Consider the following 15,115-nt stretch of genomic DNA (forward strand, 5'->3'; position numbering starts at 1 on the left):
TCCTTGTTTTTTCGCGATTATGTCGCGTAGGCTTCCAAACCCAGCGCTACCACCGTGGCTACTTCGGTGCCGACGGCCTGGTGGAACTCGTCCTCGGCCTGCGCCACCGCGTCCTGGAAGGCTTTCAGCCAGGCCAGCCCGGTGGCGGTAAACACCACCCGCCGGGCCCGCGCGTCCAGCGGGTCGGGCTCGCGGGCCACCATGCCCCAGGCGGCGCACTGGTCCACCAGGTCGCCCATGGCCTGTTTGCTCATGCCTGCCTGGGTGGCCAGCTCGGTGAGCCGCGCGCCTTGTAGCGGCAGGTGCCGGGTGATGTGGATGTGGGCCGCGCCCACCTGCGCCCGCGCCGCCAGGTTGCCCAGGGCCAGCGGCACGTCCACATTGCGGGCCATCAGCTCCAGCACGCGGGCATCGAAGCGGCGCAATGCGGCGGCCATCAAGCGGCCCAGATGGGTTTCGCGCCAACCTTGCTCGGCGGTCAAATTCAACATTTTTCGATAGTAAGCCAAACTGACTAAAAAATCTATTGCAGAACTATGGTGTCGCCGTAAACTACTGTTCAAGCATCCAGCCTGTAGTTAACCGCAGGCAATCCCGTCCTCCATTTTTTGAAAGACCCGCCGCATGAACGCCGTCGCCAAAGCCCCTCCCGTCGCCCCCACCCCCGCCGCGCTGGCCGAAAAAGCCAAGGCCCTGCAAGCTGCGCTGGCGCAGATCGAAAAGCAGTTTGGCAAAGGCACCATCATGCGGCTGGGCGAGGGCGAAGTCATTGAGGACATCCAGGTGGTGTCCACCGGTTCGCTGGGCCTGGACATTGCGCTGGGCGTGGGCGGCCTGCCCCGTGGCCGCGTCATCGAGATCTACGGCCCCGAGTCCAGCGGCAAGACCACGCTGACCCTGCAGGTCATCGCCGAAATGCAAAAGCTCGGCGGCACCTGCGCCTTTGTGGATGCCGAGCACGCGCTCGACACCCAGTACGCCCAGAACCTGGGTGTCAACCTGCAAGAAATGCTGATCAGCCAGCCCGACACCGGCGAGCAGGCCCTGGAAATCGTCGATTCGCTGGTGCGCTCTGGCGCGGTTGATCTGATCGTGGTCGACTCGGTGGCGGCTCTGACCCCCAAGGCCGAGCTGGAAGGCGAAATGGGCGACAGCCTGCCCGGCCTGCAAGCCCGCTTGATGAGCCAGGCGCTGCGCAAGCTCACCGCCCACATCAAGAAGGCCAACTGCATGGTCATCTTCATCAACCAGATCCGCATGAAGATCGGCGTGATGTTCGGCTCGCCCGAGACCACCACCGGCGGCAACGCGCTGAAGTTCTACGCCTCGGTGCGCCTGGACATCCGCCGCACCGGCACCATCAAGAAGGGCGATGACTCCATCGGCAACGAGACCAAGGTCAAGGTGGTGAAGAACAAGGTGGCGCCCCCGTTCAAGACGGCCGAGTTCGATATTTTGTTTGGCGAGGGCATCAGCCGCCAGGGCGAAATCATCGACATGGGCGTGGAAGCCAAGGTGATCGAAAAGTCGGGTGCCTGGTACGCCTACCAGGGCGAGAAAATCGGCCAGGGCCGCGACAACGCCCGCGAATTTCTGCGCGAGAACCCCGGCCTGTCCATCGAGATTGAAAACAAGGTGCGCGAGTCGCTGGGCATCCCGCTGGTGCCGGTGGCTGCCGAGCCCGCCAAAGAAGGCAAGAAGGCCAAGGTTGAGGCTTAAATCGGGCTCTGGCGCTTATTCCATCAGCGTGACAAGCTATTAGGTTTGTAGCAAATGGCTTTCGCACCGTCCAAGGGCCTGGTGCCCATCAGCCTCAAGGGCCGGGCCTTGCGCCTGCTCAGTGGCCGCGAACACTCGCGTGCTGAGCTGGAGCGCAAGCTGACGCCCTACGAGGAGGTGCCCGGCACCCTGGCCCAGGCGCTGGACGAACTCCAGGCCAAGGGCTTCATCAACGAGCAGCGGGTGGTGGATTCGGTGCTGTACCGGCGTGCCGCCAAGCTGGGCACGGCCCGCATCCGGCAAGAGCTGCAAAGCAAGGGCCTGGACCCCGGCATGGTGCTGGACGCGGTGGCCAGCCTGCAAGACACCGAGCTGGCCCGCGCCCGCGAGGTCTGGCGCAAGAAGTTCGGCACCCCGCCGCTGGATGCCGCCGCCCGTGGCAAGCAGCAGCGCTTTCTGCTGGCCCGGGGCTTCTCGGGCGAGGTGGTGCGCAAGGTGGTGGCGGGCGGGGATGACGACTTTGACTAAGCCCTGCCGTGGGATACGCGGGATTGGCGGGCCAGGGAATCGACGATCACCGCAATCGCCAGCACCGCACCGGTGATCATGTAGCGCAGCGACGACGACAAGTCCAGCAGCGTCAGCCCGCTGGAGATCGACTGGATCACGATGATCCCCAGCAGCGCCGAGTACGCACTGCCGCGCCCGCCAAACAGGCTGGTGCCGCCAATCACCGCAGCGGCAATCGCATTCAAATTCACATCACCCGTACCGGCCTGCTGGCTGGCCGAGGCCAGGCGGGCCGAGGCCATCACGCCGCCAAACGCGGCCAACGAGGCGCACAGCACGAACACGCTGGCGTAGATGCTGCGCACCTTGATACCGGCGCGGCGGGCCGCCTCGCGGTTGCCGCCCACGGCGTGGACCATGCGGCCCCACTGGGTGCGGGTGAGTGCGTAGTCCAGCCCCACCACCAGGGCGATGAAGATGCCAAACATCCACGGAATCCCCCGGTCCTGGTAGAAGTACAGCGCAATCAGCTCCAGCACCACGGTGAGCACGGCAGTGCGCAGCACCAGGCGGCCCATGGATTCGGCAGACAGACCGGCGGCGCGGCGGCGGGCGGCGGTTTTGGCACCCGCTACCGCCATCACCAGCCCGGCCATCGCCACCACGCCGTAGGCCACCCAGGCGGGCATGAACAGCGACTGGCCCAGGTTCACCAGTGGCGAGTCGTAGGGCAGGTTGATGGAGCCGGTGCCGCCCAGCACATACAGCTGCGCACCCAGAATGGCCAGCAGACCGGCCAGCGTGGACACAAAGCTGGGCATGCCAAAGCGGTTGAACAGCTGCGCGTAGACCAGGCCGATCACCGCGCCCGTGGCCACTGCCGCCGCCACCGCCCAGCCCACCGGCCAGCCGTGGTTGACCCACAGCACGCCGACGATGGCCGATGCAAAGCCGCTGACCGAGCCCACCGACAGGTCGATCTCGCCGACCATCAGGATGCAGATGATGCCGAGCGAGATCACCCCGATGGTGGATGCGTCGAACAGCATGTTGATCAGGTTGGTGCTGGACAGAAAGATCGGGTTGATGCTCTGGAACACCGTCCAGATGACGGCCAGGCCGACAATCACGGGCAGCGAGCCCAGATCCCCGGCTTTCACCTTGTCGATGAAGGTGCGGATAGCGCCGCCCACGCCGGTTTCGACCTGGTAGCGTTCGTCGCTGCGGTCCAGCAGCGGTGGGGCTTTCGCCACGGAGTTAGTGGACATGGGGATGCCTTATGCGGTGTGGGTTTGGAGGGTTTCACGTCGCGTGGAGCGGCGTGAAACAGAGTTGTCGGCAGCCCCGGTGATGGCTCCCACCAGTTCGTGGTTGGATGCATCGGGCAGGAACACGCCGTTGTTTTTGCCCAGGCGCAGCACCACGATGCGGTCGGCCACGGCGCGCACGTCTTCCATGTTGTGGCTGATCATGACCACGCCCAGGCCCTTGTCGCGTACCCGTTCGATCAGGTCCAGCACCTCGGCGGTCTGGGCCACACCCAGGGCGGCGGTGGGCTCGTCGAGCAGGATCAGCTTGGGCGAGAGCAGCAGCGAGCGGGCAATGGCCACCGTCTGGCGCTGGCCGCCCGACAGCGATGCCACCGGAATGCGCACGCTGGGGATGCGGGCCGACAGCTCGTTGAGCAGCTGCCAGGCCTTGACCTCCATGTCCACCTCGTTCAGGTGGAAGGGGCTGAGTTCCTTGCCCAGGAAGATGTTGGCCACCACGTCCAGGTTTTCGCACAGCGCGAGGTCCTGGAACACGGTGGCAATGCCCAGTGCCAGCGAGGCACCGGGGTCGGCCAGCGTGACCGGCTGGCCGCAAAAGGCCATGCTGCCGGAGGTCGGCTGGTGCACCCCGGACAGGATCTTGACCAGGGTGGACTTGCCGGCACCGTTGTCGCCCACCAAGGCCACCACCTCGCCCGCATGCACGTCAAGGTCGATATCGGTCAGCGCGGCCACGGCGCCAAAGCGCTTGGTGATGCCACGCAGGCTCAGGACCAGCTCGCGTGCTGGCGTAGTAGGGTTTGGTTGGGTTGTCATGGCGCTGTACCTGCAGGCTTACTTGGTGATGCCGAGCTTCTTGCAGCCGTCGGCGTAGCGGTCGACGCACAGCACGGCCGCGGTCTGGATCGGCTTGCCGCTGACCGACTTGTCGATGATTTCCGCCTTCAGGTTGTCGGCCACCACCACGGCGGGGGTGAACAGCTGCGAAGGGGTGTCGTACAGCATCATTTCGGCCTTGGGCGTTTCGCCTGCCAGCAGCTTGACCACGACCTGGGCGGCGGCGGCGGCCACGATTTCGCTGGGCTTGGAGATGGTGTTGTACTGGTCACCGGCAATGATGAGTTGCAGTGCGGCGATGGTGGCGTCGTTGCCCGACACCGGGGGCACGGGGTTCACGCCTGCGGCCTTGAAGGCGGCAATGGCGCCGCCACCGGTGCCGTCATTGGCGGCCACCACGCCCACGATCTGCTTGCCGAAGCGCGCAATCTGGCCGCTCACCCACTGCTGGGCCTTGGCGGGCACCCAGTCGGGGGTGTCGTACTCGGCCAGAATTTTGTAGCCGCTGTTGTCCAGCCCGGCGTGGATGCCCTTCTTGATCAGGCCCGCCGCCGCATCGGTGGGCGAGCCGTTGACCTGCAGCACACCGCCTTCGCCGGGCTTCACGCCTGCGGCCTTGAGGCGCGCCACCAGCGAGTCGGCAATGGCCTTGCCGATGCCTTCGTTGTTGAACGACACGTAGTAGTCGGCCTTGGCTGCGGGGATGGGGCGGTCATAGGCCACCACCTTGATGCCCTTGGCCTGGGCCTGCTTGACCAGCGAGGCGGCGGCGGTGGAATCCACCGGGTCCAGCACGATGGCTTTCACGCCCTGCGAGATCATGGCGTTGAACTGCTGCTGCTGGCGCGAGGCGTCGCCGTCGGCGTTTTGGTAGAGCACTTCGCAGGCGGCGCAGAGCTTTTTCATCTCGGCTTTGAAGCCGGGGCTGTCGTGCTCTTCGTAGCGGGTGGACGATTGGTCGGGCATCAGGAACGCCACCTTGGCGGGGGCGATGGTCTGGGCATACAGAGCCGTGCTGCCCAGGACGAGGGCGGTCAGGGATGCAAGGCGGGTCAGGGTACGAATGGTCATGTCTATCTCCGGTGATTTAGTTGGTTTTCTCAAAGGCGGTACGTGGGTTAGTCACTGCATGGGCGGGTCATTCCTTCCATAGTTGGGTAGTCGCACAATCGATTGAGCTTCAAGACAAAATAACGGGCTTGGCAGCGGTGTCCACACTGATCTGGCGCAGCTGGTGCATCACCGGTTTCAAGGTGGGGTACAGCGCCACATACAGCTGGAACAGGGCGGCGTAGGTGCTGCGGGCGGGCTCCTGCGGCTGGGCGCGGGGGGTCAGCTGCACCCAGCCCTTGCGCACCGTGGCGGCATCGATCAGGCCCACACCAAAAGCCGCCAGTTGCGCCGCCCCCAGCGAGGCTTCGACTTCTTCGGCGATGGTGAACACCGGGCGGCCGGTCACGTCGGCAATGATCTGCATCCACAGGTCGGATTGGCTGGCGCCGCCCACGATGGTGATGGCCTCGTCCAGCGGGTGGCCGTCCAGCGTGCCGGTTTCGATGTTGTGGTGCAGCGCGTAGGCAATGCCCTCCAGCACGGCGCGGTACAGGTGGGCGCGGCCATGGTGCAGGCCCAGGCCGATGAAGGCACCGCTGGCCTTGGCATCCCACAGGGGGCTGCGCTCGCCCATCAGGTAGGGCAAAAACAACAAAGCATCCGAGCCGCTGGGCAGGCCGCTGGCGGCGGCCTCCAGCAGCACGTGCGGGTCCACGCCCTGGGCGCGCCCGGCGGCGATCTCGGCCTGGCAGAAGTTTTCGCGGAACCAGCTCACGCTGGCCCCGGCGGTGATGGCGCCGCCAAACACGTACAGGTCTTCCATGCCGTTGAACACATGCGGCATGCTGATCAGGCCGTGGCGTGCGTCCACCTGCTGGCGGATGGTGCCCCAGGCCATGCTGGTGCCAATCATGCCGACGTGGTTGCCGGTTTGCGTGGCACCGGCGGCCAGGGTGGCCACGGCGGCATCCACGCCCCCGGCGATCACCGGCAATCCCACCGGTAAACCCAATGCTTCGGCCCAGTGGGGCAGCAGCGGGCCGACCACGTCGCTGGATGCCACCAGGCGGTCGGGCATCATGCGGCGCGGAATGCCCAGCATGGCCAGGGCCTCGTCGGACCAGCAGCGCTTGGCCAGGTCGTACACGCCGCCGATGTTGCCCGCCGAGCTGTGGTCTGCCGCCACCTGGCCGGTGAGGGCGGCGTTGATGAAGCTGTTGGGCGGCAGAAACTGTGCGGTGTGGGCCCACACCGCGGGTTCGTTGTCGCGCAGCCAAAGCATTTTGGTGTAGCCGTAGTAGCTGTCTACGCCGTTGCCGGTAATGTCGAACAGGCGCTCAAGGTCTACGTTGCCACGCACCCAGTCCACCTGTGCCTGGGCGCGGCGGTCCATCCAGATCAGGCAGGGGTAGAGGGCCTTGCCGTCGGCATCCACCGGGATTCCCGAGCCGCCGTACAGGCTGCTGATGCATATACTTTTGATAGCAGTCTGTGCGCTATCCACCTGCGCCAGCACCCCTTTGATGCATACAACCACCGCGTCCAGCCAGACGCTGGGCCACTGCTGCGCCCACAGCGGCGCGGGCGTTTCCACTTGGTAGCCCTGGCTGTGCGTGGCGACGATGTGGCCATCGGCGCGCACCAGCACGGCCTTGGTGCTTTGGGTGCCTACGTCGACACCGATGACGTACTGCTCTGGGTGCGCCATGCTCACACCTTGCCGGGTTGCAGCAGCACTTTGATCGAGTCCAGCGAGTTGGCCAGCGCAAACGCCGCCTCCCAGTCGCTGAGCGCAAAGCTGTGCGTGACGATGCCGCGCGAGGTGAGCAGGCCGCGCGCCATCAGGTCGATGGCCACTGGGTAGCAGTACGGGCCCAGGTGGGCACCGCGCACGTCCAGTTCCTTGCGGTCGCCGATGATGGACCAGTCGGCGCTGGTTTCCTTGCCAAACACGCTGAACTCCACAAACCGGCCCAGCTTGCGGATCACGTCCAGGCCCTGGGTCACGCCTGCGGGCACGCCCGTGGTTTCGATGTACACGTCGCAGCCGTAGCCTTCGGTCAGGCCGTGGATGATCTCCTTGGCGTTCTGGGTGGCGGGGTTGATCACCACGTCGGCGCCAAAGGCCAGGGCCAGCGCCAGCCGCTCGGGCACCAGGTCGATCACCACCAGCTTCCTGGGGGTCTTGAGCTTGGCCACCTGCACCATGCCCAGGCCCAGCGGCCCGGCACCGGCGATGACCACCACGTCGTCGAGCTGGATGTCGCCGCGGTTCACCGTGTGGATGGCGCAGGCCATGGGTTCGATCATGGCCGCGTCGTTGAGCGAAATGCCGTCGGGGATCTTGTGCACCCGGGCCGTGGCAGGCAGGCGCATGAAGTCGGCCATGCCGCCGTCGGCCACGATGCGCTGGAAGCCAAAGATGTTGTGCACTTCGCACATGTGGTACTTGCCCGAGGTGCAGTAGCGGCACTTGCCGCAGGGCACGATCTGCTCGGCAATCACCCGGTCGCCCAGGGCCACGCCAAAGTGGGCTTCGGCACCCGGCCCGGCTTCCACCACGTAGCCAAAGAATTCATGCCCGGCCACCACCGGCGGCTTGACCCACGACGGCTGGCCGTTGCCGCCCCAGAACATGGCCGCGCCCGAATGGCATTTGCAGTCGCTGGCGCAGATGCCGCAGGCGGCAATCTGGATCACCAGCTCGTGCGGACCTGCGGTGGGGGTGGGGATGGTCTCCAGGCGGTAGTCTTTGGGGCCGTGGCAGACCACGGCTTGCATGGCGGCGGGGGAGGGGTTTGTCATGGGGAACCTTTGGTTCGGGAGAGTTGCACAATCGATGGTGCAATCTTAGGCATTGCAACAATTTGTGCACCCGGCATTTACCCTTAGAGCCGAAAAATAGTTTCCCGCCGGGTTTTGGCGGGCTGCGCCGGGCAGGCGGTTATGCTCGAACCCGCCCTATCTCTGCACCCTCCATGGCCACCCGCAAATCCACCATCTACGACCTGGCCAAGCTGGCCGACGTGTCGGCCTCCACCGTCAGCGCCATCCTCAACGGCACCTGGAAAGAGCGCCGCATCGCCGCCAAAACCGTCGAGAAAGTGCAGCAGCTGGCGGCCGAGCAGCGGTACACCCTGAACCGCCAGGCCAGCGGCCTGCGTACCAGCAAGTCCGGCCTGATCGGCATGCTGATACCGCTGCACGACAACCGCTTTTTCAGCAGCATGGCGCAAACCTTTGAGACGCTGGCCCGCGCCCGCGGCCTGTACCCCATCGTGGTCAGCACCCTGCGCGACCCGGCACTGGAGGTGCAGACGGTGAGCGCGCTGATCTCCTACCGCATCGAGTCGCTGCTGGTGGTGGGCGCCACCGACCCCGACGCGGTGAGCCGCCTGTGCGCCAGCCACGATGTGGCGCACGTGAATGTGGACTTGCCCGGCACCCTGGCCAGCTCGGTCATCAGCGACAACTACTGGGGCGCGCAACAGCTCACCGCCTGCCTGGTGGCCCATTCGCAGCCGCAGCGTGCGGCGCGGCGCAACAAGCTGTATTTCTTGGGCGGTGTGGCCAGCGACTACGCCACCCGCCGCCGTATCGACGGCTTTACCGACACGCTGGCGGCCGAGTTTGGCCCCGTGGACCCGGCGCAGATCGTGGCCTGCGGCTACGAGGCGCACCTGGCCGAAGCGGCCGCCCGCGCCCTGTACCAGCGCCTGGGTGGCCTGCCGCGGGCGCTGTTTGTCAACTCGACCATCGCACTGGAAGGCGTGACGCGTTTCCTGAAAACCCTGCCCGATGCCGAGCTGGCGCGCAGCACCTTTGGCTGCTTCGACTGGGACCCGTTTGCCGCCTACCTGAGCTTTCCGCTGTGGATGGTGCGCCAGGACATCGAGGGCCTGCTGGGAGGGGCGTTCGAGATTCTGGACGCAGGCAGCTACGCCGAGGGGCGGGTGGTCGAGATCAAGCCCGCGCTGCTGAGCATGTAGATGCTCCATTTTTGGGCCATTTTTCAGGCACCAAAACGGCTGCTAGCGCTTATTTAATAAGCGTGAGCAGCTCCTGTTTTTAACTATCAAAACAGAAGCAAACCCTGGTTTGAGGTCCCGGCGCTTAAAAGTCCACCAGGCTCAGGCCCACGCTCAACACCGTGCGCCGCACGTTGTAGTCGATCAGGCTGTCGCCGTAGCCGCTGAACACCTGGGTGTGCAGGCGCAGGGCGTTTTTGTGGCCGCCGTCGCCGGCCAGGGTGCGCAGCCATTCCAGCCGCACCGAGCCGCGGCCATCCTGGCGCAGGGCGTGGCGCAAGGTCATGCCCAGGGTGTTGTCCTTGTTCACGTTCCAGCCCACGGTCAACTCGCCGCGGCCGATGTAGTCGGCGATGTCGGGGTTGTCGTCGTTGCCGTCGCTTTCGTGGATGCGCTGCCAGGCGCGGGCCTGCACGCGCCACTGGTCGGCTTTTTCAAACCCGGCCATCACGTAGACGCGGTTCCAGCTGCGCGACAGCGGCAGGTTTTGGCCGTTGGACTGGTGCACCAGGCCCACGCCGGTGTAGCGCAGCTTCCAGTCCCCGGGCAGGGCCAGGGTGCTGGGGTAGACGTAGATGACTTCGGGCGTGTGGTCGGTACTGCGGAAAGGGCGCGACAGGTCGGGGCTGAACAGCTGCCAGTACGACTGCTGGGTGTAGCCAAACCACAGCGAATCCTTCAGGCCGGGGCTGCCCTGGGTCAGCAGGTTCTGGGCGACCTTGGTCCGCATCGACACCTGGATGCGGGTTTCGGTGCGCTTGTAGTCGATGGCCGTGGCGGCGGTGTGGCCTGCGGCGGGGCTGCTGGGCTGGTCATTGACGCTGCTGCGCCCCACCAGCGACAGGCTGATCGGGTGGAAGCTGCGGATGCCAAAGGTGCCGCAGTCGCTGCCTTCTTCCAGTTCCCAGAAGCGCGAGGTTTCCGAGTAGCGGGTGTCCTTGCAGCCCTGGTCGGCGGCGAGGGCCAGGGCCACGGCCACGGGCTGGGGCGGCACCACCGGCAGCGCGGCGGCGGCGGTGGTCAGCAAGGCAGGGGTCGGGGCGATGGGGGCGGTGGTCTGCTGCGCCAGTTCGTCAAAGCAGGCCAGCCGGGCGGTCTTGTCGTTGGTCAGGCGGCTGCAGGCCAGCCAGGGGGCCGATGCGGTGGCCTTGGCGATGGCCGTGGCCGTGTCGGTGGCACTGACCAGCTGCGCCTGCGCGCCGCCGCACAGGGTGGCCACCAGCAGGCTGAAGGCAAGCCGAGGGTGAGAACTCATTCCCAGCCCCCCTGTTTGCGCAGCACGAAGGGGCGCGTTTGGTCGGTGAGTGCGTTGGTCCATATTCCCTTGATTTCTTTACCACATGAGGCCGCTACGACCTGGCCGCTCCAGGTGGCGCTGATGCGCACACCGTCGTCGGATTCTTCCAACTGAAAGTCGCCGTGCTGCAGGTCGCCCGCCAGCAGGGCCGGTTTGGCCTTCGCCCCATCGCGCTGGATGCTGCCCACCAGGCTGTCGTCCTGCTCGGGGTCTTTTTGCAAGCGCACGCTGGCGCCGCCCGGTTCGCCGTCGATCTCGGCGCGCCACAGGCCGTACAAATGCACGGCGCCCAGGGCTTCCGGTGCCAGGCAGGGGGCGGGGGTGGATTTAGAGGCGTTTTGGGCGTTGACGCCCGTGCAGAGGGCGCAAGCAGCTATTAAAAGTGTAGTGAAGCGAAGTGTCATGGATTCTGCGCGGCCCGGGCGGCGGCGGCATTGACTTGCGATTTCTGGGCGAATTCGGCGCGCAGCGCACGCAGCTTTTCGCGCGGATCCTCTTTGACCGTGGCCTGGTCCAGCCCCATCTCCTTGATGAAGCGGCTGGGCTGGGCGGCCACGGTTTCGCGGCCTTTTTTCTTCTTTTTGGTCCAGCTCACGGCCAGGCTGCGCTGGGCGCGGGTGATACCCACGTACATCAGGCGGCGCTCTTCCTGCAGGCGCTGGGTAATGTCATCGGCCACCACCTGCTGGCGGCCTTCGTCGTCGTCCAGCTTGAAGGGCAGCATGCCCTCGGTCACGCCCGCCAGCATCACGTGTGGCCATTCCAGCCCCTTGGAGGCGTGCAGGGTGGAGAGCGTCACCACGTCGGCATCCTTTTCGCGCTGGTTGATGGTGGACAGCAGGGCGATGGTCTGGGCCACTTCCAGCAGGCTCTTGGTTTCACGGATGGTGGTGGTGCCCGAATCTTCGTCGGTCTGGCCACCGGCGCGGGCGGCCATCCAGTCGCAAAACTCCAGCACATTGGTCCAGCGGGCGGCGGCCACCTTTTCGCTGTCTTCACCGTCGTACAGGTGCTTCTCGTAGTCGATGTCCTTGAGCCACTGCAGCATGAAGGCCAGCGAGTCTTCGGCGCCGATGGTGCGCCGGGCCTGGTATTCCAGATCCGTCACGTAGCGGCCAAATTCGTGCAGGCCGTCCAGCGCCTTGGCGGGCAGCAGCGCGCCCAGCGACGCGGTGAACAGCGACTCGAACAGGCTCAGTTTGTACTGCGTGGCAAATTCGCCCAGCTTGCCCAGCGTCTGGTGGCCAATGCCGCGCTTGGGCGTGGTGATGCAGCGCAGAAAGGCCGGGTCGTCGTCGCTATTGATCCACAGGCGGAACCAGGCGCACAGGTCCTTGATCTCGGCCCGGTCAAAAAAGCCGGTGCCGCCGGACACCTTGTACGGAATCGCCGCTTTGCGCAGCGCCTTCTCAAAGGGCTTGGCCTGGTGGTTGGCGCGGTACAGGATGGCGAAGTGGCGAAACTCCTGGTACTGCGGCCCCTGCACCACCGCCGCCGTACCGGCGCGCAGGCTCTGGATGCGGGCCACGGCGCGCTCGGCCTCGTGCTCTTCGTTGTCGGCATCCACCACCCGCACCGGCTCACCTTCGCCCAGCTCGCTGAACAGGGTTTTGGGGTACAGCTTGGGGTTGGGGCCGATCACATTGTTGGCCGCGCGCAGGATGGCGCTGGTGGAGCGGTAGTTTTGCTCCAGCGTGATGACTTTCAGCTGCGGAAAGTCGATGGGCAGCTTCTTCAGGTTGTCCAGTGTGGCGCCGCGCCAGCCGTAGATGGACTGGTCGTCGTCGCCCACGGCGGTGAAGTGCGCGCGTTCGCCCACCAGGTACTTCAGCACCTCGTACTGGGTGGCGTTGGTGTCCTGGTATTCATCGACCAGCACGTGGTTGAGCACGCGCTGCCACTTGGTGCGCACCTCTTCAAAGTCGCGCAGCAGGCGCAGCGGCAGGCTGATCAGGTCGTCAAAGTCCACGCTCTGGTAGGCGGTGAGGCGCTCTTCGTACAGCGCCATCACGCGGGCGGTAATGGCTTCGCTGTCGTCCGCGGCCTGGGCGGCGGCCTGCTCGGCGTTCAGCCCCATGTTTTTCCACTTGCTGATGGTCCACTGCCAGGTGCGCGCCGTGGCCACATCCACACTGCCACCGGCGTCTTTCAAAATGCCGGTCACGTCGTCGGCATCCAGGATGCTGAACTGGGGCTTCAGGCCCAGCAGCTTGCCGTCTTCGCGCACCATGCGCACGCCCAGGGCGTGGAAAGTGCTGACCACCACGTCCTTGGCATCGCGCCCGATCAGCGCCTTGGCCCGGTCGCGCATTTCCATCGCCGCCTTGTTGGTAAAGGTGATGGCCGCAATGCTCTTGGGCGGCACGCCGGATTCGATCAGCCGCCCGATCTTGTGCGTGATCACCCGCGTCTTGCCCGACCCCGCCCCCGCCAGCACCAGGCAAGGGCCGTGCAGGTAGTTCACAGCTTCTTGCTGGGCGGGGTTCATTCCGGCGGACATGGTGTGGGGGGAGGCTTTAGACAAAGCGGTGGATCATACAGAGCGGGGCTGGCGGGGCGGGGTATGGGGTTATTTTTTGGATGCAAAAAGTGCTGCCGGTGCTTATCCAATAAGCACAAGAAGCTATAAATTTAGTAGTGGTGGTAAAGGCGCTACGGACGGTAGCCCAGTGGGCTACCGCGGCTTCGCAAACCCACCATCGGCCCACGCCACCGCCGTGCTGCGGTTCAGCTTGAAGCTGGCCGCCACCTTGACTTCCGCCAGGGTTTCGCCGCCGTCGTCTTGGGCACTCAACATCGCGTAGGGGTTGTCGTCGTCGGGCACGATGTCCAGGTTCACCGTGACGCGGCCTGCCTCGGCCGTCACGGTAATGCTCTGGTGCAGGGTGGCGTGGAGTTGCTGCTCGTGGCGGCGCACGAACTCGTTGGCGGTTTTGACCAGGGTGCTGAAGGCGTTTTGGTCCAGCGGCTTGGGGTTTTTCTTGTCGCGGCCCATGGTCCAGGGCCCCACCAGCGCGGGCTCGGGCTCGCCGTCTTTCACCATCGCCACCGCCCAGCCGTCGTCGTCTTCGTTCTTGATGACCCGCGCCGTCCAGCCGTCGCCGGTCCACAGGCGGGGTTCCTGGATTTTGGGGGTGTCTTCGGGGGTATCGGTCAAAGCAGTCAATCAGGGGGAGGGGGGCGCGATTTTAAAGGCCGCCAGGCCAGCACCAGCAGCGCCAGCCCACACAAGCCCGCCCCGGCGTAGAACGTGGCCGACGCGCCCAGCCGGTCCCACAGCAGCCCGGCCAACACGCTGGCCAGCAGCAGGGCCAGGCCGCTGGCCAGGTTGAAGAAGCCGTAGGCCGTGCCGCGCAGCGCGGGCGGGGCGGTGGCGGCCACCATGGTGGCCAGCAGGCCCTGGGTGATGCCCATGTGCACGCCCCACAGGGCCACACCGGCCAGTACCACGCCCCAGTGGCTGCTATAGGCCAGTACCAGGTCGGCGGCCACCAGCACCACCAGGCCCAGCGCCAGCAGTTGTGTGTGGCCCATGCGGTCCGACAGCTTGCCAAACGGGTAGGCCGAGGCGGCGTAGACGATATTCATGGCCACCATCACCAGCGGCACCAGGGCCAGGGGCATGCCGCCCTGCTGCGCCCGCAGCACCAGAAACGCCTCGCTGAAGCGCGCCAGCGTGAACACCGCGCCCAGGCCCACTACCCACCAGTAGGCCGGGCCCAGGCTGCGCAGGTTGTGCCGGGTGATGGGGTTGCTGCGCTGGGCTCCTGCCTGCGCGGGCGGCTCGTGCAGGCCGAAAAACAGCAGCGCCACCGCCAGCAGGCCCGGCACCACCGCCACCCAGAACACCGCCCGGAAGTCGTTGGCCCACAGCAGCATCAGCCCCACCGCCAGCAGCGGCCCGGCGAACGCACCCACCGTGTCCAGCGACTGGCGCAGGCCAAAGGCGGCACCGCGCAGGTGGGCGGGCGCGATGTCGGCCACCAGCGCATCGCGGGGCGCGCCGCGGATGCCCTTGCCCACCCGGTCCAGCAGCCGGGCGGTGAGCACCATGCCCATGCCGGGCGCGATGGCAAACAGCGGCTTGGTCAGCGCGCCCAGGCCGTAGCCCAGCAGCGCCAGGCCCTTGCGGCGGCCCAGGTAGTCGCTCAGCGTGCCGGAAAACACCTTGACGATCAGCGCCGTGGCCTCGGCCAGCCCCTCGACCACGCCCACCAGCAAGGCGCTGGCCCCCAGCGTGGTCACCATGAACAGCGGCAGCAGGCTGTGCACCATCTCCGACGAGATGTCCATCAGCAGGCTCACAAACCCCAGCACCCAGATGCCACGGGGAATCTGGCGCAAAGTACTGTGGGATGGGGCCATGGTGGATGTATAAAAAATAAGCCGCTTGTGCTGAT

General features: G+C 65.9%; 14 protein-coding genes. 3 read left to right on the top strand and 11 right to left on the bottom strand.

Annotated features, from left to right (window positions below; all coding sequences use genetic code 11):
- Positions 1-17: 17 nt before the first annotated feature.
- Positions 18-491 (bottom strand): MarR family winged helix-turn-helix transcriptional regulator, encoded by a 474-nt coding sequence (locus AB3G31_RS01600; protein WP_367848490.1) that lies wholly within the window; start codon positions 489-491, stop codon positions 18-20.
- A 133-nt stretch (positions 492-624) separates the two neighbouring features.
- On the opposite strand from AB3G31_RS01600, the gene recA reads away from it, so the two are divergent.
- Positions 625-1,719: a recombinase RecA gene (recA, locus tag AB3G31_RS01605; protein ID WP_367848491.1), complete on the top strand. Its 1,095-nt coding sequence runs from the start codon at positions 625-627 to the stop codon at positions 1,717-1,719.
- A gap of 54 nt (positions 1,720-1,773) precedes the next feature.
- Positions 1,774-2,247 (top strand): recombination regulator RecX, encoded by a 474-nt coding sequence (recX, locus tag AB3G31_RS01610; protein WP_367848492.1) that lies wholly within the window; start codon positions 1,774-1,776, stop codon positions 2,245-2,247.
- Here the strand turns inward: recX and AB3G31_RS01615 are convergent.
- From AB3G31_RS01615 to AB3G31_RS01635, 5 genes are all read right to left on the bottom strand, one after another.
- The gene (locus tag AB3G31_RS01615) at positions 2,244-3,497 is read right to left on the bottom strand and encodes a sugar ABC transporter permease (RefSeq protein WP_367848493.1); all 1,254 of its coding nucleotides are present in this window, start codon (positions 3,495-3,497) and stop codon (positions 2,244-2,246) included. The genes recX and AB3G31_RS01615 overlap by 4 nt on opposite strands.
- A 9-nt stretch (positions 3,498-3,506) precedes the next feature.
- On the bottom strand, positions 3,507-4,316 hold the full coding sequence (locus AB3G31_RS01620) for an ATP-binding cassette domain-containing protein (RefSeq protein WP_367848494.1): 810 nt from the start codon (positions 4,314-4,316) through the stop codon (positions 3,507-3,509).
- An 18-nt stretch (positions 4,317-4,334) separates the two neighbouring features.
- Entirely contained in the window at positions 4,335-5,408 is a 1,074-nt protein-coding gene (locus tag AB3G31_RS01625) for a sugar ABC transporter substrate-binding protein (RefSeq protein ID WP_367848495.1), read from the bottom strand.
- A 109-nt stretch (positions 5,409-5,517) separates the two neighbouring features.
- On the bottom strand, positions 5,518-7,098 hold the full coding sequence (locus AB3G31_RS01630; RefSeq protein WP_367848496.1) for an FGGY-family carbohydrate kinase: 1,581 nt from the start codon (positions 7,096-7,098) through the stop codon (positions 5,518-5,520).
- A gap of 2 nt (positions 7,099-7,100) precedes the next feature.
- On the bottom strand, positions 7,101-8,195 hold the full coding sequence (locus tag AB3G31_RS01635; protein ID WP_367848497.1) for an alcohol dehydrogenase catalytic domain-containing protein: 1,095 nt from the start codon (positions 8,193-8,195) through the stop codon (positions 7,101-7,103).
- A gap of 173 nt (positions 8,196-8,368) precedes the next feature.
- Here AB3G31_RS01635 and AB3G31_RS01640 point away from each other — a divergent pair, with 173 nt between their 5' ends.
- Entirely contained in the window at positions 8,369-9,379 is a 1,011-nt protein-coding gene (locus AB3G31_RS01640; RefSeq protein ID WP_367848498.1) for a LacI family DNA-binding transcriptional regulator, read from the top strand.
- Positions 9,380-9,503: 124 nt separating this feature from the next.
- Here AB3G31_RS01640 and AB3G31_RS01645 read toward each other — a convergent pair whose 3' ends face one another.
- The 5 genes from AB3G31_RS01645 to AB3G31_RS01665 all read right to left on the bottom strand — a co-directional run bounded on the left by AB3G31_RS01645 (position 9,504) and on the right by AB3G31_RS01665 (position 15,080).
- On the bottom strand, positions 9,504-10,673 hold the full coding sequence (locus tag AB3G31_RS01645) for a phospholipase A (protein WP_367848499.1): 1,170 nt from the start codon (positions 10,671-10,673) through the stop codon (positions 9,504-9,506).
- Entirely contained in the window at positions 10,670-11,119 is a 450-nt protein-coding gene (locus AB3G31_RS01650) for a hypothetical protein (protein ID WP_367848500.1), read from the bottom strand. The genes AB3G31_RS01645 and AB3G31_RS01650 overlap by 4 nt, the downstream gene beginning before the upstream one ends.
- Positions 11,116-13,215, bottom strand: coding sequence for an ATP-dependent helicase (locus tag AB3G31_RS01655; protein WP_367848501.1), 2,100 nt, complete (start codon positions 13,213-13,215; stop codon positions 11,116-11,118). The genes AB3G31_RS01650 and AB3G31_RS01655 overlap by 4 nt, the downstream gene beginning before the upstream one ends.
- 174 nt (positions 13,216-13,389) lie before the next feature.
- Positions 13,390-13,872, bottom strand: a complete 483-nt coding sequence (locus AB3G31_RS01660; RefSeq protein WP_367848502.1) for a hypothetical protein — start codon at positions 13,870-13,872, stop codon at positions 13,390-13,392.
- A 5-nt stretch (positions 13,873-13,877) separates the two neighbouring features.
- On the bottom strand, positions 13,878-15,080 hold the full coding sequence (locus AB3G31_RS01665) for an MFS transporter (protein ID WP_367848503.1): 1,203 nt from the start codon (positions 15,078-15,080) through the stop codon (positions 13,878-13,880).
- Positions 15,081-15,115 lie beyond the last annotated feature (35 nt).

Origin of the sequence: Rhodoferax sp. WC2427, assembly GCF_040822085.1 — a bacterium.
GTDB lineage: Bacteria > Pseudomonadota > Gammaproteobacteria > Burkholderiales > Burkholderiaceae_C > Rhodoferax_B.